Consider the following 25,500-nt stretch of genomic DNA (forward strand, 5'->3'; position numbering starts at 1 on the left):
CGGTTTGCGGGGTCTGCTTATTTCAGCACCGGCGGCTTATCCGGGTCACTGCCCGGTGTGATGTGTTGAACAACCTTTTGTTCGGGCTGCGGCAGATCGAACTTCAGACCAACCCGCGCCAAGGCGGCTGCAGCAGCATCATGTGGGTTGAAAAAACCGACATCCATCGCCCCAGCCTCAATACCGGAAAAGGTCAGCGCCTCAGAAGCCGCTTTGGCCAGTGCAGGCTCAGCCCCCTCAACCGCGCCGACAAAGCCCAGCAGATGCCCCGCGCCCCCATCCTCTGATTTGGTTCCGACCAGAAACGCGGCCTCGGCTAGGCCTACGGCTGTGGCCAGCTTTGCATCCAACGCCTTCAGCAAGTCATCCGGCAGGCCGGTCGGAGGCAGGAACTCGGCCAAGCGTTGCTGCACCTCTTCCGGTGCGTGCTCCAAAGTGGCGGCCAACCAGCCCAGCGCCTCGGCCGGGATCAGCATCGAGGACGACGCGACCTCAAGGTTCAGCCCCAGACCGATCCCCTGCCCCGCCAGCATCCCGGACAGCACCCGCCCCGAAAGCGCGACATAGGGTACCGGGCGTTCGGCAAAGCGGGCCAGCCGATCCTCACGGTCAAAAGCCAGAACGAACCGGCCATCGGCAACATCGAACAGTTCCGGCGTGATGTTTTCATCCTGTGCCTCTTCGGCCAGCAGCAGGAACAACTCGCTGTCAGCGAGCCGTTCAAAGAACCGTAGCCGCGCCGCATCGTCCTGCGGGCTGGCCTCCATCGCGGCATGGGCGGCATCAAGAGCAGTTGCGTCAGTCATTCAGAACCTCTTGCACCCGCGCGCGCAGAACCGGCAGCAGCTCGGCCTCGAACCACGGGTTTTTCTTCAACCATGCCGTATTGCGCCAGGACGGATGAGGCAAGGGAAAGACCTGCGGCGCATGGTCTTGCCAACCCCGCACCGTATCCGTGACCGCACCGCGCGCGCCAAGGTGGTACTTATGCGCATGGCCGCCGACCAGAACGGTCAGCGGCACCTGCCCCAGTTCGTCCATCACCCTGTTGTGCCATGTCTGCCCGCAGACCGGCGGCGGCGGCAGGTCGGCCTTGCGTTCGTTATACCCCGGAAAACAGAACGCCATCGGCACAATCGACACACGCGCGCGGTCGTAGAACACGGTTTCATCGATCCCCAGCCAGTCGCGCAAACGGTCACCGGACGGGTCAGTGAAGGGACGGCCCGAGGCATGAACCCGCGCACCCGGCGCCTGCCCTGCAATCAGCAGAGGTGTGCCCTGCCGGAACCAGACCACCGGGCGCGGCTGATGCGCCGTATGCGTGGCCCGAAATCTGTCCGCGCAAATGCGGCAGGTTTCAATCTCATTCTGCAGCGAATTCATCAGATCGCAAGGTTTCCTGCATCAAACTGGTTGACGGTCGAAGTGAAAGATAGTCAACGCGTTGCCGCAGTCCAACCGATGCATTAGTCACAATGCCGAATGGTCGCTTTCACGCGCATTGATCATTTGTTTCATAATTCGACATAATGTAGCCAACATGGACCGGTAAGTTTTCCGTTCCTTCACCGGCCCGGTCGGTGCAACAAACGCAAGAGCAGCAGGCCTTGAATGCTTGAGTTCGAGAATGTCAGCAAGTCCTTCTGGACCGGGACCCGCCGCAAGGTGATCCTGGACCGGGTCTCGTTCCGGATCGAACTTGGCCGGTCGATCGGCATTCTGGCCCCCAATGGCACCGGCAAGACGACTCTGATCAACATGATGGCCGGGCTGGAAAAACCCGACGAAGGTGCGATCCGCAAATCCTGCCGGGTCTCGTTCCCGATGGGCTTTGCAGGCGGCGTGGCAAAGAAGCTTTCCGCACTGGAAAACGCCCGCTACATTGCGAAAATCTATGGCATGGACCCCGATTATATCGAGGCGTATTGCAAATGGCTGTGTGGTTTGGGTGAGTATTTCGACCAACCGCTTGGAACTTATTCATCCGGTATGCGGGCACGCTTTACCTTTGCTTTGATGTTGGCGCTGGATTTCGACATGTACCTGATTGACGAAGGGATGCCGGCGACAACGGATGTCGAGTTCAACAGGAAGGCGGGCGACATCCTGAAAGAGCGGTTGCGCACCACGACCCTGGTCATCGTATCGCACAGCCCCGCCGTTCTTGAGAAATTTGCGCAGCAGGCCGCCGTTCTTCTGGACGGTCAGCTTTACATGTTCGACACCTTGGAAGAGGCACGACAGCTATATGACTACCAAACCCAAGGCTAAGAAGTATCGCTGGCGACGTAATCGTCAGGGCGCGGACTCGGCAGACGCACGGGCCGATGCCATTTCGCGCATCAGAAAGGCAACGCAACCGTCCGAGGCCGCAAATGACGCGCAGCCCGCGACCGATATCGATGCGATCAAACGTGAAGGGCTGACCGGGCGGCAACTGCGCATGGCGCGGCGCCTGGCGCAGAAGAACGGTCTGGCTGCGACATCGGATTACGATGCTGTGCGGTTGTTGCGTCAAAAAGGCATTGATCCCTTTGAGCGAGCCAATCTGCTGGATCTGGCGGCCGAAAAGAAAGACGCGGAAGACAAGGCCAAGGACAAAATCACCATCCAACTGCCGCAGACGGTCAAGGAAACGCCCCAAACCCTGCCCGGCCCCGAGTTGAGCCCTGCGGAGCGGCGCAATCTGGAAATCGGTGAAATCCAAAAGAACATCGCGCGCCGTCGCAGGCGCAAACTGTTCGCGCTGTTCGCGCGGCTGGCTGTGTTTGTTCTGCTTCCGACCGTGATCGTCGGCATTTATTTCTATCGGATTGCGACACCGATGTACGCAAGCGACTCGGCCTTTTCGATCCTGCAGGCAGATGGGGGTGGCGCGTCCTTTGGCGGGTTCCTGGCAGGCACTCAATACGCCACTGCGCAGGATTCGGTCGCCACGCAGGAATTTCTGGAATCGAAAGACGCACTGGTCCGGCTTGAGAACGACACCAATTTCTCGGAAATCTTCAAGCAGGAGTGGATAGACCCGATCCAGCGCCTGCCTCAGGACGCGACCCTTGAGGATACCCATAAGCTGTTCAAGCGGATGATCACCATCGGGTATGACCCAAGTGATGGGATCATTCGTATGGAAGTTGCGGCCCCAAGCCCGGAAATATCGGTCGAGCTGTCGACCCTTCTGCTTTCCTATGCCGAGGAAACAATCAACGGTCTGACGGAACTGAAGCGCGAAGACCAGATGCGCGATGCCCGGGCCGGGTTTGAACTGGCGCAGGAAGAACGCAGAAAAGCGCAGGAAGAATTGATCGAACTGCAATTGCAGGGCGCGGTACTGGATCCCGAGAACGTCCTTGCCGGTCTGCGGGCGCGGATCAACGCAATCGAAATCGAGCTGCAGGAAAAGGAACTGCAACTGGCGGCGCTGTTGGACAACCTGCGCCCGAACCAGGCCAAGGTGGACGGTGTGCGCGCTGACATCCAAAGGCTCGAAGTGGTACTGGCAGAGCTGAACGAAGAAATGCTGGATGTCTCGGCGGGCGAAAACTCGCTGGCAAGGTTGAGCGTGCGGATTCAGATGGCGCAGGCCGACCTAGTGGCGCGGGATTTGATGCTGCAAACCGCGATGGAGCAGATGGAAACCACGCGGACCGAGGCCAACCGCAAAGTGCGTTATCTGACGGTATCGGTGAACCCGGTCGCCAGCGAAGATCCGACCTATCCGCGCAAGTTCGAAAATACGATTTTGGCTTTCCTGTTGTTTGCTGGTATCTACCTGATGATCTCGCTTACCGCGTCGGTCCTTCGTGAACAGGTATCCTCGTAAGACACATGAAACATGTAAAAATCTCCGATCTCACGGTCGGCAATGATCTGCCTCTGACGGTCATTGCAGGCCCCTGCCAGCTTGAAACCGCAGATCATGCCCAGATGATCGCCGGAAAAATGAAAGAGGCCTGCGATGCCGCCGGTGCGCAGTATGTCTTCAAGGCCTCGTATGACAAGGCGAACCGGACGTCCCTGTCTGGCAAAAGGGGCATGGGGATAGACGCCGGGCTGAAGGTTCTGGACGACATCCGCAAGACGATGGGCATTCCGGTTCTGACCGACGTGCACACCGAAGCGCAATGCGCCGTCGCCGCCGATGCGGTGGATGTGTTGCAAATCCCGGCTTTCCTGTGCCGCCAGACCGACATGCTGCTGGCTGCGGGTAACACCGGTACAGCCGTCAACGTCAAGAAGGGCCAGTTTCTTGCCCCTTGGGAAATGGGCAATATCGTTGACAAAATCGAAAGCACCGGAAACCAGAACATCCTGCTGACCGAACGTGGAACATCCTTCGGTTACAATACGCTTGTGGCCGATATGCGCGGTCTGCCTCAAATGGCAAAAACGGGCTACCCTGTCGTGATGGACGCGACCCATTCGGTGCAGCAACCCGGGGGCAAAGGGGGCTCATCTGGTGGCCAGCGTGAGTTTGCTCCGGTCATGGCCCGTGCCGCAGTATCACTGGGTGTCGGCGCTGTATTCATCGAAACGCATCAGGACCCGGACTCGGCGCCATCTGACGGGCCAAACATGATCCCTCTCGATCAAATGTCTCAATTGATTGACACATTGATGCGCTTTGATGCATTGGCCAAAGCCAATCCCATCCAGATTTAGTCAAGAGCGATAGTATGACCAAACCCATCCCCGAGGTGACCCCGAACACCTGGAGCTTTCTGCGCGACGCGATGATCAAACCCACCGGGTTTCGCGAATACGACGCCCGCTGGAAATACCCCGAAGAGATCAACCTGCCCGGTATGACGGCCTTGGGTCTGGGTCTGGGCACCCAGATGCGCAAACGCGGGATCGAGCCTGTGATCGCGGTCGGCAACGACTATCGCGACTATTCGCTGGCGATCAAAAATGCGCTCATCCTGGGGCTGATGCAGGCAGGTATTCAGGTCAAGGATATCGGCCCGGCGCTCAGCCCGATGGCCTATTTCGCCCAGTTCCATCTGGACGTGCCTGCAGTGGCGATGGTCACGGCCAGCCACAACCCGAACGGCTGGACCGGCGTGAAGATGGGCTTTGACCGCCCGCTGACCCACGGCCCGGACGAGATGTCGGAGTTGCGCGATATCGTTCTGAACGGCGAAGGTGTTCCGCACGACGGCGGCTCGTACGAGTTCGTCGATGGTGTAAAAGAGGCCTATATCGACGATCTGGTCGGCGACTTCAAAATGTCCCGTCCGCTCAAGGTCGTCTGCGCAACCGGCAATGGCACGGCCTCGGCCTTTGCGCCCGAGATTTTCGAACGCATGGGCGTGGAAGTTGTGCCCAGCCACAACCGGCTGGACTACACCTTCCCCAACTACAACCCAAACCCCGAAGCCATGGAAATGTTGCACGACATGGCCGACACCGTGAAATCCAGCGGTGCGGATATGGCGTTGGGGTTTGATGGTGACGGCGACCGTTGCGGTGTTGTTGATGACGAAGGTGAGGAGATTTTCGCAGACAAGGTCGGTGTGATCATGGCCCGCGATCTGGCCAAGCTGTACCCAAACGCGACCTTTGTGGCCGATGTAAAATCGACCGGCCTGTTCGCCAGCGACCCCGAGTTGAAGGCCCACGGCGTCAAGGCGGATTACTGGAAAACCGGCCACAGCCACATGAAGCGCCGGGTCAAAGAGATCAACGCGCTGGCCGGGTTCGAAAAATCGGGCCACTACTTTCTGGCTGAACCGATTGGGCGCGGCTATGACTGCGGCATGCGGGTGGCGGTTGAAATCTGCAAACTGATGGACCGCAATCCGGACAAGAGCATGTCGGACCTGCGCAAGGCTCTGCCGAAAACATGGTCGACCCCGACCATGTCGCCCTATGCCGCCGACACCGAGAAATACGACATTCTCAAACGTCTGGTCGACAAGCTGGTCGCCAAGGCCGATGCGGGCGAGGCGTTCGCCGGTCGCGCGATCAAAGAGGTGGTCACCGTCAACGGCGCGCGGGTCATTCTGGACAATGGCAGCTGGGGCCTGGTGCGTGCGTCCTCGAACACGCCGAACCTTGTTGTGGTTTGCGAAAGCAGCGATAGCGAAGACGAAATGCGGGCCATTTTCGCGGATATCGACGCCGTGATCCGGACCGAACCCGGCGTTGGCGACTACGACCAGACGATCTGATCTGCCTAGAAATTGGGGCGCCTAAGGCGCCCCGTTTCAGTCTGCGCCCAACAGTTTGAGCAGGCCTTTTTTGGCTTCTTCTTCCAGCTTGTTTTTCAAAGCGTCCTCAGCGCTTTCAGTGTCGGTTACCGCAGTTCCCAGCTCATCGCTGACCTTATCCAGAACCTTTTGCTTGGCGTCATCTTCCAAGTCTTTGAGCTTCCCTTCGGCAGCGGCTTCGATCACCTTACTCAGGTCTGGCTTGATAGACGGATCGCTCCACGGCCCGACAATCCGAACTGGCACCGACAGCCCCTGACCGGAATTGGCACGCAGCGCGACGGGCGTGAACAGATAGTCAATCGTTTGCGCCCCGATGTTGACCTGCCCGGTTCCGTCCGCACGGAAATTATCCAGCGACATCAGCAGGTCGCTATTGGTCAGAACCCCCTGGTCGATGTTGAAACTGGCCGTCAGACTGTTGAACACGGTCGTCCCTCCAGCGCCCTTGCCCCGCCCCATCAGACGGTCGAGGTCAAAGCCGGCGATGACGCCCTGCCCAACATTCAGATTACCCTTGCCGCTGAGGGATCGCATGATCTGGTCCTCGGTCTGGCCGACACCCAGAAACTCGAACTCGCCCGAAGCGGCACCTGTCAGACGATTGATCCCGGCCATGGTTGACAGGGCTTGCTGCAGATCAATGCCCTGTGCGTTCAGCTTACCGCCAACGGACAGGCCGTTTCTGTTATTGGCAACCACCTGCCCGTTCACCTGACCTGCAAACAATGTGGCGGGGTCCATCCGCAAAACGGCACGGGACCGGTCAAGGCTGAGCGTCAGATCGCTGGGCCCCAGTGTAAGCTCGGGGACGGCAATGGACGAGGCCGTCAGACGGATCTCTCCGTTCGCCAATGCAAGGGCCGAAGCATCGATCGGATCTGTCGACCATCCGCTGTCAGGTGCCGACGCGGAGGCCGTGTCGGAACCACCCCCGGACGAGGCGGGCGCATCGTTGTAGCGGGATAGGTCGATATCCCCGCCCTTCAGCCGCGCGGTGATTTTGGGCGGGTCCGAAATCTCGATATCGGCCTCGCCGGTGAACCGGTTGTGATCCAGCTGCGCCACCAGATTGCGCAAAGATATCCGGCCCTCACTTGTATAGGTCATATGCCCCGACACATCTGCGGCACGCCCCAGCCCCAGCGGCACCCCGACACCGGCCTGCCCGAATGCGGCCAGCATCTTTTCCGTACTTTTGGTCTTAACCTCCAGATTGCCGTCCATCTCACCCGCAAGGTTGACGCGGCCCTCGAACCCGACCTCTCCACCCGGCGCGGTCAGCGCCAGTTGCAGCGGCGTCACAGCGCCCGAGGCATAGGCAGGCAGGTCCGGGATTTTCAGGTCCACGTTCACCTTGCCACCAGGAACCGTCATCTGCGCCTGCATCACCATTGGCGAGGTCGGCCCAGGCCAACTGGCGGAAAGATCGACATCCGAGAAGTCATAGGTCGTTGTGCCATTCTCGATATAGATCAGCCGCGCGTTGGTCAGCTCCAGACGATCCAGTGTCACCGCCCCCTGCGGCGACGCCTCGGCAGGTGTGCCGCCGCCAGAGGTCGGCTGAGGGTCAGCGGCGCTCAATTCCCAGTTCCCACGCCCGTCTGACAGCTCCAGCCGCAAGACCGGCTTGTCAGCGACCACGCGCCGTATCCGAAAATCGCCATTCCACAAAGCTGCGGCATCCACCCCAACGGCCAGGCTTTCGGCACTCAGCATCGGTTCTGAGCCCGCCCAAGATGCATTGCCAAAGGTGACCGGACCAGTCTCGACCCCCAGAACAGGCCAGAAGGACAGGTTCACGTCTCCGGACAAGGTCAGCTCGCGACCGGTCTCGCTTTTGACCTGTTCGGCCAGGATCGCGGCCAGCTTATCGCCCGGCATCAGCAACAACGCGCCGATGACAAGGCCGAAAGCGACCACGAAAAGGAAGAGTATGCGCAACAGCCACTTCATTTTTCTGCTCTCCGCTTATTGGGCATGCGTTGAAAAGATCATTCAAAGCCTGACCGCCATTTGCAAGGGGAAGCGTTCCCCACTATATGCCGCGCCATGAGCACGAACCCGCCAAACCTCCGCCCCGACCTGGCACCCGCTGCCCGGATCACCGACACGCCGCGTCCGAACCAGCCCACCATTGGGATGGTGTCATTGGGCTGCCCGAAGGCGCTGGTTGACAGCGAACGGATTCTGACCCGCCTGCGGGCTGAAGGGTACGGCATTTCACCGGACTATTCCGGGGCCGATGCCGTGATTGTGAATACCTGCGGGTTCCTCGACAGCGCCAAGGCTGAATCTTTGGATGCCATCGGAGAGGCGCTGGTGGAAAACGGCAAGGTCATCGTGACCGGCTGTTTGGGGGCGGAACCGGATTACATTCGCGAGCATCATCCGCGCATCATGGCGGTCACGGGTCCACATCAATACGAGCAGGTGCTGGATGCGGTACACACCGCCGTTCCCCCCGACCCGGATCCGTTTGTGGACCTGCTGCCCGCCGCCAGCGTGCAACTGACCCCGCGTCACTACAGTTACCTCAAGATTTCCGAGGGCTGTAACCACAAGTGCAAGTTCTGCATCATCCCCGACATGCGCGGAAAACTGGCCAGCCGTCCCGCCCATGCGGTGCTGCGTGAAGCCGAAAAGCTGGTCGACAATGGTGTGCGCGAATTGCTGGTGATCTCGCAGGACACCTCGGCCTATGGGCTGGATCGCAAATACGACCTGAACCCGTGGAAAGACCGCGAGGTGCGCAGCCATATCACCGATCTGGCGCGTGAGCTGGGGCAGCTCGATGCCTGGGTGCGCATGCACTACGTCTATCCCTATCCGCATGTGCGTGAGTTAATCCCGCTGATGGCAGATGCGGGCTGCAATGTCCTGCCCTATCTGGACATCCCGTTCCAACACGCCCACCCGGACGTTCTGAAACGCATGGCCCGCCCGGCTGCGGCTGCCAAAACTCTGGACGAGATCGCCGCGTGGCGTGCGACCTGCCCCGACATCACCCTGCGGTCGACCTTCATCGTCGGCTATCCCGGCGAGACCGAGGCTGAATTCCAGACCCTGCTGGATTGGATGGACGAGGCGCGGCTGGATCGCGTCGGTTGCTTCCAGTACGAAAACGTGGATGGTGCGCGGTCGAACGACCTGCCGGATCACGTTCCGGCGGAAGTGAAACAAGAGCGCTGGGAACGGTTCATGGAAAAGGCGCAGGCGATCTCTGAGGCCAAACTGGCCGCCAAGGTCGGCCAGACGGTCGACGTGATCGTAGACGAGGTTGATGACGAGGCCGCCACCTGCCGTACCAAGGCGGACGCCCCCGAGATCGACGGCAACCTGTTCATCGACGAAGGTTTTGAGGCCCTCAATCCCGGCGACATCGTCCGGGTCGAGGTCGACGAGGCTGGCGAATACGATCTGTGGGGTAAGCTGGTCTGACCCGGTCACCCGATCTCGGCAAAGCGTGAGCCGAGTTTATTGGCCTTTGCCGCGCGATTCGTGAATCATGACAGGACATTCCGCCTTGAGTGAAGGAGGGTTCAATGTCCTGTCCGCGCCCCTTTGGCCTGAAATGTATCGCCCTGATCCTGGCCACCCAGCTTTATGCCGTGCCTGCTGTTGCCGAAAGCATCAGTTCGGGCGGGTTCATTGCAATTGGCTCAAAATCGCTGAGCCTGCATCTGCGCAGCAAGCACCATGTTCACCGGTATTACGGCGCGCCCAATGTTTATTATCCCAAGGCCAAGGCTCATCACCCAAAGGCCAAGGTTCATCATAACAAGACGAAACCCAAGGCCTACTATCAAAAGACCAGGCCCAAAGTGTATTACGTGAAACCGAAAAAACGGCACCACCGTAGGGCGCGCGGGTTCTCCAATAAGCACGCCACGCCATACCACATTCCGCGAAACTACGGAATTCAGCGCAAAGGTTACCGCTTTGGCTGGTAGGAATGCTACGGTTTGCCTCAGAGCAGGCTGACAATCCCGACGACCCAGACCACCCCGGTGGCCACGGCCGTCAACGCAACGGCTGCGCTGGCCGCATCCTTAGCCTGACCGGCAAGTTCACTGTGATCGGTCGAGGTGTGGTCAACGGCACGCTCAATCGCGGTGTTCAGCAACTCGGCCACCAGAACAAGCAGCCCCAGGACCAATATCAACGCTCGAATTCCGTCGTCCAGCGGCACCCAAAACGCCAATGCAGCGGACAAGAGGTTCGCCCACACCCACGAGCGGAACGAGTATTCTGTGTGCCATGTGGCGACAACGCCCTGCCAACTCCAGCGGGTGCGGTCCTTAAGGCGGGTAAAAAAGGTTCTCATCTGCCCTCGACTTTTGGTCGCTGAAACTGAAACCGGAATAGTGACCGGCAGACAAGAAAAAACCGCCCCGAAGGCGGCCACGACGGTGATATTTTTGCGGGCGGCTTCGCAGAAAAGCCGCCCGCGGAATTCTTATTGAGCGACCGGGTTACAGACGGTCTGACCCGCTTCGGTCGTGGCCAGCTCGGTCCCTGCCGGGCAGCTCGGCGTGCCGAATTTGTCATACTCAGGCGTGATGTAAACCGGCGCCGGCTCTTCCTGCTGAGAGCAAGCAGCCAAAACAAGGGCAAATGCACCAACGGCAGCAAATTTAAGTTTCATGTCCGTCATTCCTCTATTAATTTCCTGATATTGCCCAAGAATTCGGGGCCAAGCATAGGATAGGGCCTTGATGGTATTTTTGCAACGAAATCAATCACGCATTCGTGAGTAAAGGCGGAACCACGCTGGTAACCCCCTCAGAAACAGCGGATTTATGAGCAAAAGCTACCGTTTTCCGCGTTTCGGCCTACACTGTTCAGGTGACAGCAGCCAAAGACGGAGTAGCCCCATGTCAGATAGCCCCACCATCGCGCAAAAAGGTCCCTTCCCGGTCGAGGTGACCGAAGGGAAAAGCTATTTCTGGTGTGCATGTGGCCTATCCAAACGGCAACCGTTTTGCGACGGCTCACACAAGGGCACCGGGTTCGAACCGGTCAAATACACTGCGGACAGCAGCAAGAAGGTCTTTTTCTGTGGGTGCAAACACAGCGCAAAATCGCCGCTGTGTGACGGGACTCATTCGAAGGTCTGATCAGGCCTTCAGTGCGTTCATCTGTTCGGCATTGGCGCAGAATTCCGGGGCCGCGTGGGCCTCGGACTGTTGTTCAGACAGCCAGATTGCGCATTGACCACTGCAATGCGATGCCCGGCAGCGGGTCACCATTTCGGCATAGCGATCCGGCGTCAGCCGACCTTCGGCCATTGCTTCGGTCAGTGAGATATTCATGCATCGCGCAACAGATCGGGTGAGCCAAAAATGTGTCTCGACATCCCCCAAAGCTGACCGTGTCATGCGTTTTCCTTCTCTAGCCTTGTTTTCAGCGCTGCAAACCGCTGCCGGTTTTTGCAGGTATGCGGAGCACCGGTCACAGCTTCCTGTTGATCCAGCCAGTCGGGGCACCGGTTGGCCCAGCCGCAGCCCCGGCAATATTGAATCATCTCGGCCCAGTCCTGTTGGGTCAGGTGCCCTGTATGGTGCGCCGCGACCATGTCCGCTCCGGTTGCTTGCCCCATGCGCAGGACAAGGCGCAAATGGGTCATGATCTCTCCGAGATGCAGCATCGAACTCTCCGGTCGCTAAGGGGCAAGTCTGCAAAGCAAGTCCTGGTTGCGGCAATATTCCGGCGTCCGGGTCACCGCGGTGGGCTGGTCCAGAAAACGCTGGCAATGGCCGGGATTCGGACAATCCGTGCAGTTCAAAACAGCGTCGGACAACTGGTCGATCGACACGTCACCGCCGATCGCCGCCTCTTGCAAATCGACCCCCAGTTTGGAGGCCATCCGGTCCACCAGACCGGCATGGAGTTTCAGAACTTCTTGGCTGGGCATCAAAGACCCCTTCCTGTTTCGCGTCCAGAACAGGATAGCGCAACGCCCCAAATTGGCCTTTGACTCAGGTCAAGACCCAATCCCGATGTGATCCAGATAGGCACGGGTGGCGTCCTGTACGCGGCGGAATCGGTCCCCGCCCAGCTTTTTTCCGCCGTACCAGCGGGTTACGATCACCACGTGGTTTTCCATCCCGGCGCGTTCCAGCATACGCAGGATCACCATGCCCGCACCGCTTTCACCGTCATCCGCCTTAAGCGCACCCGTGGGCAAAACAGCCGCCCAGGTATTGTGCGTGGCCTTGGCATAGGCCTTGTCCGACTTGAGGTCCTGCAGCACGGCATCCACATCCGCACGGGTGCTGACAGTCGCGCCCGAGACGGCGTATTTCGACCCCCGATCCGTCAGGATCACGCCCAGCCGTGTCAGTGGTGTCATGGGGTCAAACCCAGTTGCCGTGCGGTATCCAGTACGATCTGCACCCGATCCGCATTGGGCGGATGGGTGCCCAGAAACTGATCCCCCGGATCGGGAAGGCGGTCAAAATACTTTGCGCCGATCAGTGGGTCGTACCCTGCGTTATGGGTGATAACCGTTCCCAACTGATCCGCTTCCAACTCGAACTCTTTGACATATACCTGAATCGCAACCTCAGCGCCCATTTTCTGTGATCGCTCAAGCTGTTTTCCCTTTTCACCATACAGCTTGCCAAGCCTGTCGAAAGCCTCAGCACCGTCCCGTGCATTTTGCGATTGCCGGTCGATATGCCCCAATACGTGATGCGCCGCCTCATGCCCCATCACAAAGGCCAGTTCGTCGGCATTTTCCGCAGATTGGATCATCGCGCGGGTAAAGATAATCACCGGCTGATCCTTGTCGTCCCGGGTCTGAAACGCGTTTGCCGGTGCGCGCGGGTTCAGGTCGACCAGAATCGTGAAATCACAGTTTCTGACCCTGGCCTGACGCAGACATTCGGCGCGGGCCTCTTTGCCAACTGCGCGGCTGATCTGCTGGAAAGTTGCCGCGTCGACCTGGAATTCACCCGAATCCTGCGACCATTCCGCCGCCGGTTGCACACGCAAGGCACCGGCGCTGCACGCCGCCAGCACCAGAGGAAACAGCAAATAGGTCAGACGGCGCATTCATATTCCTTTGAAACGGAAATCCCGTTTGAAAAACCATAGCGCGGCCCGTACGAGACTGCCACCGCGCGATTGCAAGGGAACGGGTTGCATTGCCGCGCAACGCCCTGCACTCTCGCCACATGTTTTCGATTGAGCATGAATTCGACTCGACAGTCATTACTCTGGTGGACGAAGGCGAAAAGCCTTTGCAAGAGGATGTCGTCATCAACAGCTTCGCCGAATGTGTGACGCTTGAGCAATTGGACCCTCGTACGGACCAAATTCAAAGGATAACGCTGTCGCCCGAACAGGTACGCGATCTGGCCGCCGCGCTGGACCTGCCCGAGGGCGTGTATCAGATCCACGAAAAACCGGATCAGGACGCATAGACAAACAGCTTGTCCCGCGTGGCCTGCCCCTGTTTCAGGGTCAGCTCGGACGGAGCCACGCCCATAGCGACGGCCAGTATCCGGCGCACCGCGTCATTTGCTTTGCCGTTTTCGGGCGGGGCAGTCACGGTGATGCGGATCGTGCCCTTGTCCAATGCAATGCTGTCCTTCGCCGCTTTGGGCGTCACCCGGACCGGAATCGCCGCGCCGGGGGTGGCAAGGCCGCTTAAATCCGGCACGCCGCGCAATTTTGGTTTCGCCATCTTTTTCCTCTTGCTCGCAAACACTCTTGCACGAGCGTTCGGGGAATGAAATTGATCCCTCATCTCCAGCTGTTTGCACTTGAAACGCGCCAGAGGCTCAACCAGATACAGACTGCCCATGTAAAGGAAGTTAACATATGTCCTTGAAGAACCCGGCCGCCCTGGAATTTCTGCAATCGCGCCGGTCGCGCCCCGCGAAGACACTGGTTGCTCCGGCGCCGACACGCGAAGAGCTGCTGCCCCTGTTGACCGCAGCCGCCCGCAGCCCGGATCACGGCAAGTTGGAGCCGTGGCGTTTTATCGTTCTCGAGAAGGGCGCTATGGACCGCCTGTCATCGCTGACACAGGACTGCGGAACAAGGCTGGGCAAAGCCCCCGAGGACATCGCAAAGGCCCGCAGCCAGTTCGACATGGGCCATCTGGCCGTGGCGGTGATCGAGGTTCAGAAGCCATCGGACAAAGTCCCGGCCATCGAACAGACCTATTCGGCGGGCGCCGTATGTCTGGCGCTTCTGAATGCGGCCCTTGCGGCCGGTTGGGGCGCGAACTGGCTATCCGGCTGGCAGGTCCATGATGCCGCGTTCTGCCGCCAGGCCTTTGGGCTGCAGGGCAACGAACGCGTGGCCGGCCTGATCCATATCGCCACCGAAGGCAAAACCCCACCTGAACGCCCCCGCCCCGATGTCGCGGCGCTGACCGAGTGGGTTTCGGAGTGATGATCCTCAACGCGTTCTTCGCAGCATTAGGTCAGATCGGAGACCCCAGGTTCCGCTCCGTTCTGCTGCGCGGCGTTGGTCTGACAATTGTGCTACTGATCGCGGCCAGTGCCGGAGCAATCTGGCTGATCAACTGGCTGTCCGGGGACGAGATTTCTCTGCCCTGGATCGGAGCCGTGCCGTGGTTGAACGACGTATTGAATTATTCCGGCATCTTTTTGGTGCTGATCCTGCCGGTATTCCTGATGATGCCCGTCGCCTCGGCCATCATCTCGATGTTTCTGGAAGAGGTCGCGCAGGCGGTCGAGGACAAACACTATCCCACCCTGCCCGCCGTTCCCGGCATCCCGTTCAGCGAGGGAATGCGTGATGCGGCAGAGTTCATGAGCGTGCTGATCATCGCCAACCTGCTGGCGCTGATCCTCTATGCGATTTTCACACCATTGGCTCCGTTTATTTTCTGGGCAATGAACGGGTTTCTGCTGGGCCGAGAGTATTTCACACTGGCCGCGATGCGGCGCGTCGGGCGGGACGGCGCGCGCAAACTACGTGCCAAGCATATGCCCACAATCTGGCTGGCTGGCACCCTGATGGCCATCCCGTTGTCAGTGCCGCTGGTGAATCTGGTGATCCCGATCCTCGGGGCGGCCACCTTCACCCATCTCTACCACAAGCTGTCGGGGCGGACGCCCTGACGCTTACTGGCGCGGCTCAAGCTGGTTCAGCCAGTCGAAGTCACGCACCGAAATCACGCCCGAGATGATGATCCCTGCGATGATCGCCCAGAGCACCACCGAAATCCCGGTGGTGATCCAGAGCTTTTTCTTCATGTGATGCACTTCCGGCGCACCCGCATGGGTGCCCGGAACGATATCGCCCAGATCACCCTGCGTCTTGATGCGGATCGGCAGCACGACCAACAGCGTCATGAACCAGATGACGGCAAACAGGACCAGTGCAGCGGTAATCGTCATGACAGCCTCGCTTGGGTCAGACCTGTTCCAGTTCGACCAAGCAGCCGTTGAAATCCTTCGGGTGCAGGAACAGCACCGGCTTGCCATGCGCGCCAATTTTGGGGTCGCCCGACCCCAGAACGCGGGCACCGGTTTCTTTCAGGTGGTCACGGGCGGCGATGATGTCGTCGACCTCATAGCAAACGTGGTGAATGCCACCGGCCGGGTTCTTTTCCAGAAATCCGTTGATCGGACTGTCATCGCCCAACGGATACAGCAGTTCGATCTTGGTGTTAGGCAGTTCGATGAACACCACGGTCACGCCATGATCGGGTTCGTCCTGCGGCGCGCCGACCTTGGCGCCCAGCGCGCTGCGGTACTGCTCGGATGCGGCCTCAAGGTCAGGCACGGCAATGGCGACATGGTTCAGACGACCAATCATGGAACTCTCCTCCGTTCTGCGTTGCAGCGGTTATGGGGGCAGTTTGGGCAAAGAACAAGTGCGCCAAATTGCCGTTAACGTCGTGTTAGCCAGAACTTCCTAGCGTGGGGCATCTGCTGATTAGGAGTTCTGCCATGGACGATTCGAGCCCCTTCGCCTCTCCCGCGCAGCCGACGGCCACGCGGCCTCTGCTGGGCCAAACCATTCTGGTTGTCGAAGACAGCCGCTATGCCTGTGACGCAATCCGGCTGATGTGCCTGCACAGCGGCGCCCGCATCCGGCGCGCGGATTGTCTGACCTCGGCACGGCGTCATCTGCAGATCTATCGCCCTTCGGTCATTCTGGTGGATATCGGCCTGCCAGACGGGTCGGGCGCAGAACTGATCGCCGAACTGACCGAAGCCAGCCCGCGCATCGGTGCCATTCTGGGGATGTCCGGCGATGACGATGCACAGGACTCTGCGCTGCAGGCAGGGGCCGACGGCTTTTTGCACAAGCCGCTGAAATCACTTTCCTACTTTCAGAAGTTCATTCTGGAAAGCCTGCCCGAAGATCGCCGCCCCAACAGCCTGCACGCGGTCCGGGATGAGGTCATTCGCCCCGACCCGATGGCCTATCAGGACGACATGGCACATATCGCGGATGTTCTGGCCGGGCCGAACGATCACCGCACGTTGGACTATGCGGCGCAATTCCTGCGCGGTGTTGCCCGCGATGCCGAAGACACCATTCTGGCCAATGCGGCGCAAAAGCTGGCGGAATCGCGTGCATGTGGCACGCCCGTTACCGCTCTGGCTGCGCAGGTTGCGGGTATCGTTCAGGCGCGGCTTGAACAGCGCGAGGCGATCTGAGATGGCCGCAGCGTATTTTCTGACGGCCACGATCCTGATCATCTGGGCCTATTACCAGACCAGAACAACGGCTCGGAACATTCGCTTGGCGCGCGGCGCACGCCCCTGCCCTTTGTGCTTGAACGGGAACTCGGGCTTGGTGCTCTCAGCAAAAGAAAAACCCGCCGCATAGTCTGCGGCGGGCTGTTGATCAATCCTGCGGGATGATGCGCAATCCCAGCTCCATCAACTGATCCGAGGTCGGATCGGATGGCGCGTCCATCATCAGGTCCTCGGCGCGTTGGTTCATCGGGAACATCATGACTTCGCGGATGTTGGCCTCATCAGCCAGCAGCATCACGATCCGGTCGATCCCGGCAGCACAACCACCGTGCGGTGGGGCGCCATAGTGGAAGGCGTTGAACAGGGCACCAAAGCGGGATTTCACTTCATCCTCGCCATAGCCGGCCAGTTCGAAGGCCTTCAACATGATCTCGGGCTTGTGGTTCCGGATCGCGCCCGAAACCAGCTCATACCCGTTGCAAGCCAGGTCATACTGATAGCCGCGCACGTCCAGCGGGTTGCCGTTCAGGGCGTCCAAACCACCCTGCGGCATTGAGAACGGGTTGTGTTCAAAGTCGATTGCGCCGGTCTCTTCGTCTTGCTCGTAAATCGGGAAATCCACGATCCAGGCAAAGGCAAAACGGTCTTTGTCGGTCAGGTTCAGCTCGTCGCCGATCACATCACGGGCCTTGCCTGCGACCTTTTCAAAGGCTTTCGGCTTACCACCCAGGAAGAACGCGGCATCGCCCACACCCAGACCCAGTTGCTGACGGATCGCCTCGGTGCGCTCGGGGCCGATGTTCTTGGCCAGCGGACCTGCGGCTTCCATGCCCTCACCTTGGTCGCGCCAGAAGATGTAACCCATGCCGGGCAGACCCTCTTTCTGCGCAAAGGCGTTCATGCGGTCACAGAACTTGCGGCTGCCACCGGTGGGCGCCGGGATGGCGCGGATTTCCGTGCCTTCCTGCTCCAACAGCTTCGCGAAAATCGCGAAGCCAGACCCGCGAAAGTGGTCGGAGACCACTTGCATTTTAATAGGGTTGCGCAGATCGGGTTTGTCGGTGCCGTACCACAGGGCCGAGTCCTTGTAGGAAATCTGCGGCCACTCCTGATCGACCTTGCGACCACCGCCGAACTCTTCGAACACGCCGGTCAGAACCGGTTGGATCGTGTCGAACACGTCCTGCTGCTCGACAAATGACATCTCGAGGTCCAACTGGTAGAAATCGGTGGGCGAACGGTCGGCACGCGGATCTTCGTCGCGGAAACAGGGTGCGATCTGGAAATACTTGTCGAAACCCGACACCATGATCAGCTGTTTGAACAGCTGCGGCGCCTGCGGCAGTGCGTAGAATTTGCCTGGGTGCAGACGCGACGGCACCAGGAAGTCACGCGCACCTTCGGGCGAGGAGGCGGTGATGATCGGCGTTTGATACTCACGGAAGCCCTGATCCCACATGCGTTTGCGCATCGAAGCCACAACATCCGAGCGCAAGGTCATGTTCTGCTGCATCGCCTCGCGGCGCAGGTCCAGATAGCGATAGCGCAGGCGGGTTTCCTCGGGGTACTCCTGATCGCCGAACACCATCAGCGGCAGTTCGTCAGCGGCTCCCAGAACTTCAATCTCGCGCACGTAAACCTCGATCTCGCCGGTTGGCAGCTTGGGGTTCACCAATTCGGGATCACGCGCTTTGACGTTGCCATCAATGCGGATACACCACTCGGAGCGCACTTTCTCAAGCTCGGCAAAGGCCGCGCTGTCACCGTCGCACAGAACCTGTGTCACGCCAAAATGGTCGCGCAGGTCGATGAACAGCACGCCGCCGTGATCTCGGACACGATGCACCCAACCGGACAGGCGGACGGTTTCACCGACATTGGCGGCAGTCAGAGCGGCGCAGGTGTGGCTGCGATAGGCGTGCATGGAATATCCCTTCGGGCGCAGAATTCGTCGCGCCGATACACCCCGTCAGGCTTGGAAAGTCAAGGCAGGTATACCGCTCAAAACGGCCTTTGCACGTTGCCCGAGTAGAAATAGATGCCCAGACCCGCGGCAAAGATGATGTTCCCCGCAATCGCGTGCAGCAGGACAGCATAGAAAAACGATCCGCGCTGGCGGTAGGCCCAGGTGAACAGAAGCCCCCCGGCAAAGGTTATGATGGCGACGATCCAACTCCAATACATAAGATGCGCCAGCGAAAACAGCGCCGCATTCAGCAGATAGGCCGCCCGCCCGTTCGGGAGGATCGCGTGGTAGCGGCGGAAGAACAGGGACCGGAACAGCAGTTCTTGCGGTAGGGCCGACAGCAGCGGATAGCCAAGCCAGATTACCAGCAGAAACTCGGGTCGATTGCGCAGCAGAAAAAACGCCGCTTCTGGCCGGGTGGCCATCACCAGAGCGGTGCAGAAAGTGGTCATAGCAACCGCAAACAGCGCGACTTCGCGCCAGGACCAGTTGCGCCAGTTGTATCGCAGCTCGGCCCAGGCAAAACCCGGCGTGAAATGCAAAAGCACGATGCCGATGGCCGTGAAGGCGAACAACGACGGAAACATCCAGTTCGGAGGGAAAAACACCGCGATCAGCACCGGTACGGCCATGAAGAACAACCCGAATTCCAGTCGCAATCGCAGATGCGGGACTGCGCTGTCCGCCCAATCGGTTTGTTTGCTCACTGTACTGCCACCTCGGCCCGGATCAGACCACGCAACGAATTTCCCATATAGATTTTTGATGCGTTTTTCAGGTCGGTCAAGGTCAGGGTGGCCTCGGTAACCTGTTTATTATCCAGCAGTTCTTCGCGCAGGATGCCCGGCAGGACGCCGCAGGACAAAGCGGGCGTAAGGTGGCGGCCATCGGGCATGTGCAGAAACAGGTTGGTGATGGTGCCTTCGCACAACTCATCGCGTTCGTTCAGGAATAGAACCTCATCGATCCCTTTCGGCAAGGACGCGCGGGTGTTGTCATAAAGCGCGCGTTGGGTCGTCTTGTGCCGCAACCAGATGTCATCTGCAGTCAGGCGGGTCTGGGCAATCGCCACTCGCCAGACCGGAGGGTTGTCGGCCAGCGCCCCTGTCGTCACGTCCAGTTGTCCTTCTGCAGCCAGCGTCAGACGGCAGCGCAGCGGCGAGGTGTTGGCAACAGCGTCAAGCTTTTCGACGGCCATCCCGTCATCGAACGGAAACCCAAACGCTCGGGCCGAGCGCGCCATGCGGGCCAGATGCCGGTCCCGCCGCACAAATCCATGCCCCGGCCGAAAGGCCAGCGTTTCAATCAGGCGGAAGTCAGGGTCAGTTGGTGCGCAAAGCGGGCTTTCCATAGCGCTTCCTCATATTCCGAAGGGGCCGTGCTGTCCCAGACCACACCGCCGCCCACGTTCAGCGTGGCTTTGCCATCCTCGACCATCAGCGTGCGGATTGCCACGTTGAACTCGGACCGTCCGTCGGGCGCGGCCCAGCCGATGGCTCCGCAATAGATATCGCGCGGCCAGGGTTCGAGGTCCGACAGAATCTCCATCGCGCGGATCTTCGGTGCGCCAGTGATCGAGCCGCAGGGAAACAGCGCCATAAGAATATCGGACAGCTCGGCCCCCAGATGAAGCTGCGCCTGCACCAGCGAAATCATCTGATGCACGGTGGCGTAGGTCTCGACCTTGAACAGCTCGGGCACCTTGACCGATCCGGGCAGCGCAACGCGGCTGATATCGTTGCGCAGCAGGTCGACGATCATCAGGTTCTCGGCCCGGTTCTTTTCATCGATGGACAGGAAGGCGCGGCGGCGCGCGTCTTCGGCCATATCCTCACTGCGGGGCTGGGTGCCCTTCATCGGGCGGGTTTCGATCATCCGGTCCGCATCGGTGCGAAAGAACAACTCGGGCGAGCGGCTGAGCAAGTCGGGCAGGCCATCCTGCTGAACCAGTGCGCCATGACCTACCGGCTGTCCGCTGGCCAAAGCGGCATAAAGCGCAGCGCTGTCCCCCTCGACAATCAGGTCGATGGGAAAGGTCAGGTTGGCCTGATAGATATCCCCGGCCCCGATGGCATCGTGAACCTGCTGAAAGGCGCGTGTATAGCGCGCCTCGTCCCAGCGCGGCTCAAAACCGGTAATACCGCCCGCTGTCCGGGGAAGATCACATTGCACAGGCGCATCATAGACGCCGAAACACAGCAGAGGCAGGCGGCGGTCCTGTGGCAGACGATCGACCAGGCGGGGTTCCAGCACATAGCCCAGCTCATAACTGGCATAGCCCGCCAGCCACGCACCCTCGGCGCGCGCCTCATCCAGCGCCGCCAACGCGTGGGGCACGTCCTCCGCGTTGTCTGCGCGGATCACCTTGGCTGGCCGGTCGAAACTGGTTCCGGGCCCGGCTGGCCCCTGATCAAACCGAATACGCAATTGCATCCTCATTTGCCGTGTTGCGCGGTATAGAGAATACGGCGGCAAGGGAAAGAGGGGAAAGCGGCAATTTCACACCCAATTCCGATACCCCTTGAACCTTTTCGCGCGGTCCCTATAACGCAGGACAATTTGGGCGCTTGGGGGCGCCCTGACTCGCGAACAATCGAAGGAACGTGGCCATGCCGAGAAGAACCGACATTAAGTCGATCATGATCATCGGGGCGGGCCCCATCGTTATCGGTCAGGCCTGCGAGTTCGACTATTCCGGTGCTCAGGCCTGTAAGGCGCTGCGTGAGGAAGGATACCGGGTCATTCTGGTGAACTCAAACCCGGCGACGATCATGACCGATCCCGGACTGGCGGACGCGACTTATATCGAGCCGATCACCCCCGAAGTTGTCGCCAAGATCATCGAGAAGGAACGCCCCGACGCCCTGCTGCCCACAATGGGCGGGCAGACCGGCCTGAACACCTCGCTGGCACTGGAAGAGATGGGCGTGCTGGACAAGTTCGAGGTCGAAATGATCGGCGCCAAGCGCGACGCCATCGAAATGGCCGAAGACCGCGCCCTGTTCCGTGAGGCAATGGATCGGCTGGGCCTTGAAAACCCAAAGGCAACCATCGTGACCGCGCCCAAGCGCGAGGATGGCTCGACCGATCTGGATGCGGGCGTACAGATGGCTCTGGATGAGCTTGAGGAAATCGGCCTGCCCGCCATCATCCGTCCTGCCTTTACCTTGGGCGGCACCGGCGGCGGTGTGGCCTATAACCGCGAAGATTACATCCACTTCTGCCGCTCGGGCATGGATGCGTCCCCGGTGAACCAGATCCTCGTCGATGAAAGCCTGCTGGGCTGGAAAGAATACGAGATGGAGGTGGTGCGCGACACTGCTGACAACGCCATTATCGTCTGTTCGATTGAAAACGTCGACCCGATGGGTGTTCACACCGGTGACTCGATCACGGTGGCCCCTGCCCTGACGCTGACCGACAAGGAATACCAGATCATGCGCAACGGCTCGATCGCCGTTCTGCGTGAGATCGGCGTGGAAACCGGCGGGTCGAACGTACAATGGGCGATCAATCCCGAAGATGGTCGCATGGTTGTGATCGAGATGAACCCGCGTGTGTCGCGCTCGTCTGCGTTGGCCTCAAAAGCGACCGGTTTCCCGATTGCCAAGATCGCCGCGAAACTGGCCGTGGGCTATACGCTGGATGAGCTGGACAATGACATCACCAAGGTCACGCCCGCCTCGTTCGAGCCGACCATCGACTATGTCGTCACCAAGATCCCGAAATTCGCATTCGAGAAATTCCCCGGTTCCGAACCCTACCTGACCACCGCAATGAAGTCGGTGGGTGAGGCGATGTCCATCGGCCGCACCATCCACGAATCGATGCAAAAGGCGCTGGCCTCGATGGAATCGGGCCTGACCGGGTTTGATGAGATCGAAATCCCCGGCCTGAACGTTGGTGTTTGGGACGAGGCCGACGACAAGGCCGCTGTGATCAAGGCGATCAGCCAGCAGACCCCCGACCGTCTGCGCACCATCGCACAGGCGATGCGTCACGGGCTGAGCGACGACGAGATTTTCGGTGTCACCAAGTTCGATCCGTGGTTCCTGGCCCGTATCCGTGAAATCATCGAAGCCGAGCGCCAGGTGCGCAAGAACGGCCTGCCGGTGACCGAGGAAGGCATCCGCAAGCTGAAAATGCTGGGCTTCACCGACGCGCGTCTGGGCAACCTGACCGGTCGTGACGAAGACAACGTCCGTCGCGCTCGCCGCAATCTGGGCGTGAAGGCCGTATTCAAACGCATCGACACCTGCGCGGCTGAGTTCGAAGCGCAGACGCCCTATATGTATTCGACCTACGAGGCCCCGATGATGGGTGAGGTTGAGTGCGAGGCACGTCCGAGCGACCGTAAGAAAGTTGTAATCCTCGGCGGTGGCCCGAACCGGATCGGTCAGGGCATCGAGTTCGACTATTGCTGCTGTCACGCCTGCTTCGCACTGACAGAGGCGGGCTACGAGACCATCATGGTCAACTGCAACCCCGAGACGGTGTCCACCGACTATGACACCTCGGACCGTCTGTATTTCGAACCGCTGACCTTCGAACACGTCATGGAAATCCTGACGAAGGAGCAGGAAAACGGCACGCTGCACGGTGTGATCGTTCAGTTCGGCGGTCAGACCCCGCTGAAACTGGCGAACGCGCTGGAGGCCGAGGGCATTCCGATCCTTGGCACCACGCCCGACGCGATTGACCTTGCCGAAGACCGCGAACGCTTTCAGGCGCTGGTCAACGATCTGGGCCTGAAACAACCCAAGAACGGCATCGCCTCGACCGACGAACAGGCACTGGCCATCGCCGATGAGATCGGCTTCCCGCTGGTGATCCGCCCCTCTTACGTTCTGGGCGGCCGCGCGATGGAAATCGTGCGCGATATGGAACAGCTGAAACGCTATATCAACGAGGCCGTCGTGGTCTCGGGCGACAGCCCCGTCCTTCTGGACAGCTATCTGGCTGGCGCGGTTGAACTGGATGTGGACGCGCTGTGCGACGGCACCGATGTGCACGTTGCGGGCATCATGCAGCATATCGAAGAGGCCGGTGTGCACTCGGGCGACTCGGCCTGTTCATTGCCGCCCTATTCGCTGTCGAAAGAGATCCTCGGCCAGATCAAGGATCAGGCGTTCAAACTGGCCAAGGCGCTGAACGTCGTTGGTCTGATGAATGTGCAGTTCGCGATCAAGGATGATGAGATCTACCTGATCGAAGTGAACCCCCGTGCCTCGCGCACCGTACCATTTGTGGCGAAGGCGACCGACAGCGCGATTGCTTCGATTGCAGCCCGTGTCATGGCTGGCGAGAAACTGTCGAACTTCCCGATGCGTCCGCCCTATCAGGAAGGTCAGGACACCAAGATCGCCGACCAGATGACTCTGGCCGACCCGGACATGCCTTGGTTCTCGGTGAAAGAGGCGGTGCTGCCCTTCGCGCGCTTCCCCGGCGTTGACACGATCCTGGGCCCGGAGATGCGTTCGACCGGTGAGGTCATGGGCTGGGACCGTGACTTCCCGCGCGCCTTCCTCAAGGCGCAGATGGGGGCTGGTATGGTGCTGCCCTCCTCGGGCCGCGCGTTTATCTCGATCAAGGATGCCGACAAGACCGCAGCGATGCTTGAGGCCGCGCAGGTGCTGATCGAGCAGGGGTTCAAGCTGATTGCGACCCGCGGCACGCAAAGCTGGCTGTCCAACCACGGCGTCGACTGTGACGTGGTGAACAAGGTCTATGAAGGCCGTCCGGACGTCGTCGACATGCTGAAGGACGGTCAGGTCCAACTGTTGATGAACACCACCGAAGGCGCGCAGGCGGTCGAGGACAGCAAGTCCATCCGCTCGATCGCGCTGTATGACAAGATCCCCTATTTCACCACCGCCGCCGCCAGCCATGCCGCGGCGCTGGCGATCAAGGCGCAGGCTGAAGGGGATGTCGAGGTGAAATCGCTGCAGGGCTGACCGGCCCGAACCCGCTTAAATGCAACACATTTTACGCGCCCGTTGACCCCATGTCTTCGGGCGCGCATCTTTTCTGCAAACGAGCAGAAGGATAACAGAAATGCGCAGGTTTATGGTTTTCGCCGCCCTGATGACGCTGGCCGCATGTGACGTACCGCTGGTTCCGCTGATCTGACACGGCCTTCAAAGCTGTTTTCACTGTCCCTGTGCGCGCGCAGGCTGCATGATGCTGTCTTGAAACCAGCAGGAGAGCCATGCGCCTTTACACAACATACGGCACCAACGACCTGAAGCAGGCCATCCGGTTTTATGACGCGATCTTTGCTGTTCTGGAGCAGCCGCGCCTGCCGGGATGGACCGAAGATCGCGCGGGATGGGGAGCCGAACCTGACGCAGGTGTCGGGTTTTGGATATGCTCACCCTTTGACGGCCAGACGGCCAGCGTCGGCAACGGCACGATGATGGCCTTCCCTGCCGACAGCGCCGAGCAGGTCAGGCGGTTTCACGCGGCGGGGCTGGAATATGGTGGCTTCGACGAAGGGGCGCCGGGCACACGGGATTACTATTCCCCCGAATTCTATGTCGCCTATCTGCGCGATCCGGATGGCAACAAGCTGTCCTGTTTTTACTACCAATACGACCCGGCAAAAGACCCGGGCGACTGAAAA

30 protein-coding genes are annotated in these 25,500 nt (G+C 59.8%); 13 read left to right on the forward strand and 17 right to left on the reverse strand.

Annotated features, from left to right (window positions below; genetic code table 11):
• Positions 1–17 precede the first annotated feature (17 nt).
• Positions 18–806, reverse strand: coding sequence for an SseB family protein (locus ACR0NT_RS04460; protein ID WP_170440906.1), 789 nt, complete (start codon positions 804–806; stop codon positions 18–20).
• Positions 799–1,386, reverse strand: a complete 588-nt coding sequence (locus ACR0NT_RS04465; protein ID WP_170440903.1) for a uracil-DNA glycosylase family protein — start codon at positions 1,384–1,386, stop codon at positions 799–801. Before ACR0NT_RS04465 ends, ACR0NT_RS04460 begins: the two co-directional genes overlap by 8 nt.
• A 228-nt stretch (positions 1,387–1,614) precedes the next feature.
• Between ACR0NT_RS04465 and ACR0NT_RS04470 the strand changes: the two genes are divergently transcribed.
• Genes ACR0NT_RS04470 through ACR0NT_RS04485 form a run of 4 tightly spaced genes read left to right on the forward strand, consistent with a single transcriptional unit; the run spans position 1,615 to position 6,176 of the window.
• Positions 1,615–2,274: an ATP-binding cassette domain-containing protein gene (locus ACR0NT_RS04470; RefSeq protein WP_170440901.1), complete on the forward strand. Its 660-nt coding sequence runs from the start codon at positions 1,615–1,617 to the stop codon at positions 2,272–2,274.
• A complete protein-coding gene (locus tag ACR0NT_RS04475) occupies positions 2,252–3,826 on the forward strand; it encodes a capsule biosynthesis protein (RefSeq protein WP_170440899.1) in 1,575 nt (524 codons plus the stop codon). Before ACR0NT_RS04470 ends, ACR0NT_RS04475 begins: the two co-directional genes overlap by 23 nt.
• A 5-nt stretch (positions 3,827–3,831) precedes the next feature.
• Positions 3,832–4,665, forward strand: a complete 834-nt coding sequence (gene kdsA / locus ACR0NT_RS04480; RefSeq protein WP_170670578.1) for a 3-deoxy-8-phosphooctulonate synthase — start codon at positions 3,832–3,834, stop codon at positions 4,663–4,665.
• Positions 4,666–4,679: 14 nt separating this feature from the next.
• Positions 4,680–6,176, forward strand: a complete 1,497-nt coding sequence (locus tag ACR0NT_RS04485) for a phosphomannomutase/phosphoglucomutase (RefSeq protein ID WP_170670576.1) — start codon at positions 4,680–4,682, stop codon at positions 6,174–6,176.
• A gap of 36 nt (positions 6,177–6,212) precedes the next feature.
• Here the strand turns inward: ACR0NT_RS04485 and ACR0NT_RS04490 are convergent, their stop codons facing one another.
• Positions 6,213–8,171: an AsmA family protein gene (locus ACR0NT_RS04490; protein WP_170440893.1), complete on the reverse strand. Its 1,959-nt coding sequence runs from the start codon at positions 8,169–8,171 to the stop codon at positions 6,213–6,215.
• 96 nt (positions 8,172–8,267) lie between these two features.
• Here ACR0NT_RS04490 and rimO point away from each other — a divergent pair, with 96 nt between their 5' ends.
• Together rimO and ACR0NT_RS04500 are read left to right on the forward strand one after the other, a co-directional pair.
• Positions 8,268–9,656, forward strand: coding sequence for a 30S ribosomal protein S12 methylthiotransferase RimO (gene rimO, locus ACR0NT_RS04495; RefSeq protein WP_170670575.1), 1,389 nt, complete (start codon positions 8,268–8,270; stop codon positions 9,654–9,656).
• A 104-nt stretch (positions 9,657–9,760) separates the two neighbouring features.
• The gene (locus tag ACR0NT_RS04500; protein WP_170670573.1) at positions 9,761–10,168 is read left to right on the forward strand and encodes a hypothetical protein; all 408 of its coding nucleotides are present in this window, start codon (positions 9,761–9,763) and stop codon (positions 10,166–10,168) included.
• Between the two features lie 17 nt (positions 10,169–10,185).
• Here the strand turns inward: ACR0NT_RS04500 and ACR0NT_RS04505 are convergent, their stop codons facing one another.
• The gene (locus tag ACR0NT_RS04505) at positions 10,186–10,542 is read right to left on the reverse strand and encodes a diacylglycerol kinase (protein WP_170670571.1); all 357 of its coding nucleotides are present in this window, start codon (positions 10,540–10,542) and stop codon (positions 10,186–10,188) included.
• A gap of 132 nt (positions 10,543–10,674) precedes the next feature.
• The gene (locus tag ACR0NT_RS04510) at positions 10,675–10,863 is read right to left on the reverse strand and encodes a hypothetical protein (RefSeq protein ID WP_170347886.1); all 189 of its coding nucleotides are present in this window, start codon (positions 10,861–10,863) and stop codon (positions 10,675–10,677) included.
• Positions 10,864–11,092: 229 nt separating this feature from the next.
• On the opposite strand from ACR0NT_RS04510, the gene ACR0NT_RS04515 reads away from it, so the two are divergent.
• On the forward strand, positions 11,093–11,335 hold the full coding sequence (locus tag ACR0NT_RS04515; protein WP_170440886.1) for a CDGSH iron-sulfur domain-containing protein: 243 nt from the start codon (positions 11,093–11,095) through the stop codon (positions 11,333–11,335).
• On the opposite strand, the gene ACR0NT_RS04520 is transcribed toward ACR0NT_RS04515, so the two are convergent.
• The 5 genes from ACR0NT_RS04520 to ACR0NT_RS04540 all read right to left on the reverse strand — a co-directional run bounded on the left by ACR0NT_RS04520 (position 11,336) and on the right by ACR0NT_RS04540 (position 13,274).
• Entirely contained in the window at positions 11,336–11,596 is a 261-nt protein-coding gene (locus tag ACR0NT_RS04520; protein ID WP_170670569.1) for a DUF6455 family protein, read from the reverse strand.
• Entirely contained in the window at positions 11,593–11,865 is a 273-nt protein-coding gene (locus ACR0NT_RS04525; RefSeq protein ID WP_170670567.1) for a DUF6455 family protein, read from the reverse strand. Before ACR0NT_RS04525 ends, ACR0NT_RS04520 begins: the two co-directional genes overlap by 4 nt.
• 15 nt (positions 11,866–11,880) lie before the next feature.
• Positions 11,881–12,132, reverse strand: a complete 252-nt coding sequence (locus ACR0NT_RS04530; protein WP_170670565.1) for a DUF6455 family protein — start codon at positions 12,130–12,132, stop codon at positions 11,881–11,883.
• 69 nt (positions 12,133–12,201) lie between these two features.
• Positions 12,202–12,570 carry a YigZ family protein gene (locus ACR0NT_RS04535; protein WP_170670563.1) on the reverse strand — a complete coding sequence of 123 codons (369 nt, stop codon included), beginning with the start codon at positions 12,568–12,570 and terminating at the stop codon, positions 12,202–12,204.
• A complete protein-coding gene (locus ACR0NT_RS04540; protein ID WP_170440876.1) occupies positions 12,567–13,274 on the reverse strand; it encodes a M48 family metallopeptidase in 708 nt (235 codons plus the stop codon). Before ACR0NT_RS04540 ends, ACR0NT_RS04535 begins: the two co-directional genes overlap by 4 nt.
• A 122-nt stretch (positions 13,275–13,396) precedes the next feature.
• Between ACR0NT_RS04540 and ACR0NT_RS04545 the strand changes: the two genes are divergently transcribed.
• Positions 13,397–13,645, forward strand: coding sequence for a hypothetical protein (locus tag ACR0NT_RS04545; protein WP_170442915.1), 249 nt, complete (start codon positions 13,397–13,399; stop codon positions 13,643–13,645).
• Here the strand turns inward: ACR0NT_RS04545 and ACR0NT_RS04550 are convergent.
• A complete protein-coding gene (locus ACR0NT_RS04550) occupies positions 13,633–13,908 on the reverse strand; it encodes a DUF167 domain-containing protein (RefSeq protein WP_170440874.1) in 276 nt (91 codons plus the stop codon). The two genes, ACR0NT_RS04545 and ACR0NT_RS04550, sit on opposite strands and share 13 nt — an antisense overlap.
• A gap of 137 nt (positions 13,909–14,045) precedes the next feature.
• Here ACR0NT_RS04550 and ACR0NT_RS04555 point away from each other — a divergent pair, with 137 nt between their 5' ends.
• Positions 14,046–14,624, forward strand: coding sequence for a nitroreductase family protein (locus tag ACR0NT_RS04555; RefSeq protein ID WP_170440872.1), 579 nt, complete (start codon positions 14,046–14,048; stop codon positions 14,622–14,624).
• Positions 14,624–15,319, forward strand: a complete 696-nt coding sequence (locus tag ACR0NT_RS04560) for an EI24 domain-containing protein (protein WP_170440871.1) — start codon at positions 14,624–14,626, stop codon at positions 15,317–15,319. Before ACR0NT_RS04555 ends, ACR0NT_RS04560 begins: the two co-directional genes overlap by 1 nt.
• Before the next feature lie 3 nt (positions 15,320–15,322).
• Here ACR0NT_RS04560 and ACR0NT_RS04565 read toward each other — a convergent pair whose 3' ends face one another.
• Both ACR0NT_RS04565 and mce read right to left on the reverse strand, forming a co-directional pair.
• Positions 15,323–15,598, reverse strand: a complete 276-nt coding sequence (locus ACR0NT_RS04565; protein WP_170440869.1) for a DUF1467 family protein — start codon at positions 15,596–15,598, stop codon at positions 15,323–15,325.
• Positions 15,599–15,614: 16 nt separating this feature from the next.
• Positions 15,615–16,019: a methylmalonyl-CoA epimerase gene (gene mce / locus ACR0NT_RS04570; protein WP_170440867.1), complete on the reverse strand. Its 405-nt coding sequence runs from the start codon at positions 16,017–16,019 to the stop codon at positions 15,615–15,617.
• 134 nt (positions 16,020–16,153) lie between these two features.
• Between mce and ACR0NT_RS04575 the strand changes: the two genes are divergently transcribed.
• Positions 16,154–16,870: a response regulator gene (locus ACR0NT_RS04575; RefSeq protein WP_170670561.1), complete on the forward strand. Its 717-nt coding sequence runs from the start codon at positions 16,154–16,156 to the stop codon at positions 16,868–16,870.
• A 190-nt stretch (positions 16,871–17,060) separates the two neighbouring features.
• Here ACR0NT_RS04575 and aspS read toward each other — a convergent pair whose 3' ends face one another.
• From aspS to ACR0NT_RS04595, 4 genes are all read right to left on the reverse strand, one after another.
• Positions 17,061–18,836, reverse strand: a complete 1,776-nt coding sequence (gene aspS / locus ACR0NT_RS04580) for an aspartate--tRNA ligase (protein WP_170670559.1) — start codon at positions 18,834–18,836, stop codon at positions 17,061–17,063.
• A 77-nt stretch (positions 18,837–18,913) separates the two neighbouring features.
• Positions 18,914–19,585, reverse strand: coding sequence for a CPBP family glutamic-type intramembrane protease (locus tag ACR0NT_RS04585; RefSeq protein WP_170670557.1), 672 nt, complete (start codon positions 19,583–19,585; stop codon positions 18,914–18,916).
• Positions 19,582–20,229, reverse strand: a complete 648-nt coding sequence (locus ACR0NT_RS04590) for an aminotransferase class IV family protein (protein WP_170670555.1) — start codon at positions 20,227–20,229, stop codon at positions 19,582–19,584. Before ACR0NT_RS04590 ends, ACR0NT_RS04585 begins: the two co-directional genes overlap by 4 nt.
• On the reverse strand, positions 20,184–21,311 hold the full coding sequence (locus tag ACR0NT_RS04595) for an aminodeoxychorismate synthase component I (protein ID WP_170670553.1): 1,128 nt from the start codon (positions 21,309–21,311) through the stop codon (positions 20,184–20,186). Before ACR0NT_RS04595 ends, ACR0NT_RS04590 begins: the two co-directional genes overlap by 46 nt.
• Before the next feature lie 176 nt (positions 21,312–21,487).
• On the opposite strand from ACR0NT_RS04595, the gene carB reads away from it, so the two are divergent.
• On the forward strand, positions 21,488–24,832 hold the full coding sequence (gene carB / locus ACR0NT_RS04600) for a carbamoyl-phosphate synthase large subunit (protein WP_170440856.1): 3,345 nt from the start codon (positions 21,488–21,490) through the stop codon (positions 24,830–24,832).
• Positions 24,833–25,086: 254 nt separating this feature from the next.
• A complete protein-coding gene (locus ACR0NT_RS04605; protein ID WP_170440854.1) occupies positions 25,087–25,497 on the forward strand; it encodes a VOC family protein in 411 nt (136 codons plus the stop codon).
• Positions 25,498–25,500 lie beyond the last annotated feature (3 nt).

The sequence above is a fragment of the Ruegeria sp. AB10 genome, from assembly GCF_056542745.1.

Coding starts and splice junctions, on each gene's coding strand:
- ACR0NT_RS04540 (WP_170440876.1), bottom strand. CDS start 13,274: ATGCGCCGTCTGACCTATTTGCTGTTTCCTCTGGTGCTGGCGGCGTGC.
- ACR0NT_RS04545 (WP_170442915.1), top strand. CDS start 13,397: ATGTTTTCGATTGAGCATGAATTCGACTCGACAGTCATTACTCTGGTG.
- carB (WP_170440856.1), top strand. CDS start 21,488: ATGCCGAGAAGAACCGACATTAAGTCGATCATGATCATCGGGGCGGGC.
- ACR0NT_RS04595 (WP_170670553.1), bottom strand. CDS start 21,311: ATGCAATTGCGTATTCGGTTTGATCAGGGGCCAGCCGGGCCCGGAACC.
- aspS (WP_170670559.1), bottom strand. CDS start 18,836: ATGCACGCCTATCGCAGCCACACCTGCGCCGCTCTGACTGCCGCCAAT.
- ACR0NT_RS04550 (WP_170440874.1), bottom strand. CDS start 13,908: ATGGCGAAACCAAAATTGCGCGGCGTGCCGGATTTAAGCGGCCTTGCC.
- rimO (WP_170670575.1), top strand. CDS start 8,268: ATGAGCACGAACCCGCCAAACCTCCGCCCCGACCTGGCACCCGCTGCC.
- ACR0NT_RS04475 (WP_170440899.1), top strand. CDS start 2,252: ATGACTACCAAACCCAAGGCTAAGAAGTATCGCTGGCGACGTAATCGT.
- ACR0NT_RS04560 (WP_170440871.1), top strand. CDS start 14,624: ATGATCCTCAACGCGTTCTTCGCAGCATTAGGTCAGATCGGAGACCCC.
- ACR0NT_RS04490 (WP_170440893.1), bottom strand. CDS start 8,171: ATGAAGTGGCTGTTGCGCATACTCTTCCTTTTCGTGGTCGCTTTCGGC.
- ACR0NT_RS04485 (WP_170670576.1), top strand. CDS start 4,680: ATGACCAAACCCATCCCCGAGGTGACCCCGAACACCTGGAGCTTTCTG.
- ACR0NT_RS04470 (WP_170440901.1), top strand. CDS start 1,615: ATGCTTGAGTTCGAGAATGTCAGCAAGTCCTTCTGGACCGGGACCCGC.
- ACR0NT_RS04535 (WP_170670563.1), bottom strand. CDS start 12,570: ATGACACCACTGACACGGCTGGGCGTGATCCTGACGGATCGGGGGTCG.
- ACR0NT_RS04555 (WP_170440872.1), top strand. CDS start 14,046: ATGTCCTTGAAGAACCCGGCCGCCCTGGAATTTCTGCAATCGCGCCGG.
- ACR0NT_RS04515 (WP_170440886.1), top strand. CDS start 11,093: ATGTCAGATAGCCCCACCATCGCGCAAAAAGGTCCCTTCCCGGTCGAG.
- ACR0NT_RS04530 (WP_170670565.1), bottom strand. CDS start 12,132: ATGCCCAGCCAAGAAGTTCTGAAACTCCATGCCGGTCTGGTGGACCGG.
- mce (WP_170440867.1), bottom strand. CDS start 16,019: ATGATTGGTCGTCTGAACCATGTCGCCATTGCCGTGCCTGACCTTGAG.
- ACR0NT_RS04510 (WP_170347886.1), bottom strand. CDS start 10,863: ATGAAACTTAAATTTGCTGCCGTTGGTGCATTTGCCCTTGTTTTGGCT.
- ACR0NT_RS04465 (WP_170440903.1), bottom strand. CDS start 1,386: ATGAATTCGCTGCAGAATGAGATTGAAACCTGCCGCATTTGCGCGGAC.
- ACR0NT_RS04500 (WP_170670573.1), top strand. CDS start 9,761: ATGTCCTGTCCGCGCCCCTTTGGCCTGAAATGTATCGCCCTGATCCTG.
- ACR0NT_RS04565 (WP_170440869.1), bottom strand. CDS start 15,598: ATGACGATTACCGCTGCACTGGTCCTGTTTGCCGTCATCTGGTTCATG.
- ACR0NT_RS04525 (WP_170670567.1), bottom strand. CDS start 11,865: ATGCTGCATCTCGGAGAGATCATGACCCATTTGCGCCTTGTCCTGCGC.
- ACR0NT_RS04505 (WP_170670571.1), bottom strand. CDS start 10,542: ATGAGAACCTTTTTTACCCGCCTTAAGGACCGCACCCGCTGGAGTTGG.
- ACR0NT_RS04460 (WP_170440906.1), bottom strand. CDS start 806: ATGACTGACGCAACTGCTCTTGATGCCGCCCATGCCGCGATGGAGGCC.
- kdsA (WP_170670578.1), top strand. CDS start 3,832: ATGAAACATGTAAAAATCTCCGATCTCACGGTCGGCAATGATCTGCCT.
- ACR0NT_RS04605 (WP_170440854.1), top strand. CDS start 25,087: ATGCGCCTTTACACAACATACGGCACCAACGACCTGAAGCAGGCCATC.
- ACR0NT_RS04575 (WP_170670561.1), top strand. CDS start 16,154: ATGGACGATTCGAGCCCCTTCGCCTCTCCCGCGCAGCCGACGGCCACG.
- ACR0NT_RS04520 (WP_170670569.1), bottom strand. CDS start 11,596: ATGACACGGTCAGCTTTGGGGGATGTCGAGACACATTTTTGGCTCACC.
- ACR0NT_RS04590 (WP_170670555.1), bottom strand. CDS start 20,229: ATGGAAAGCCCGCTTTGCGCACCAACTGACCCTGACTTCCGCCTGATT.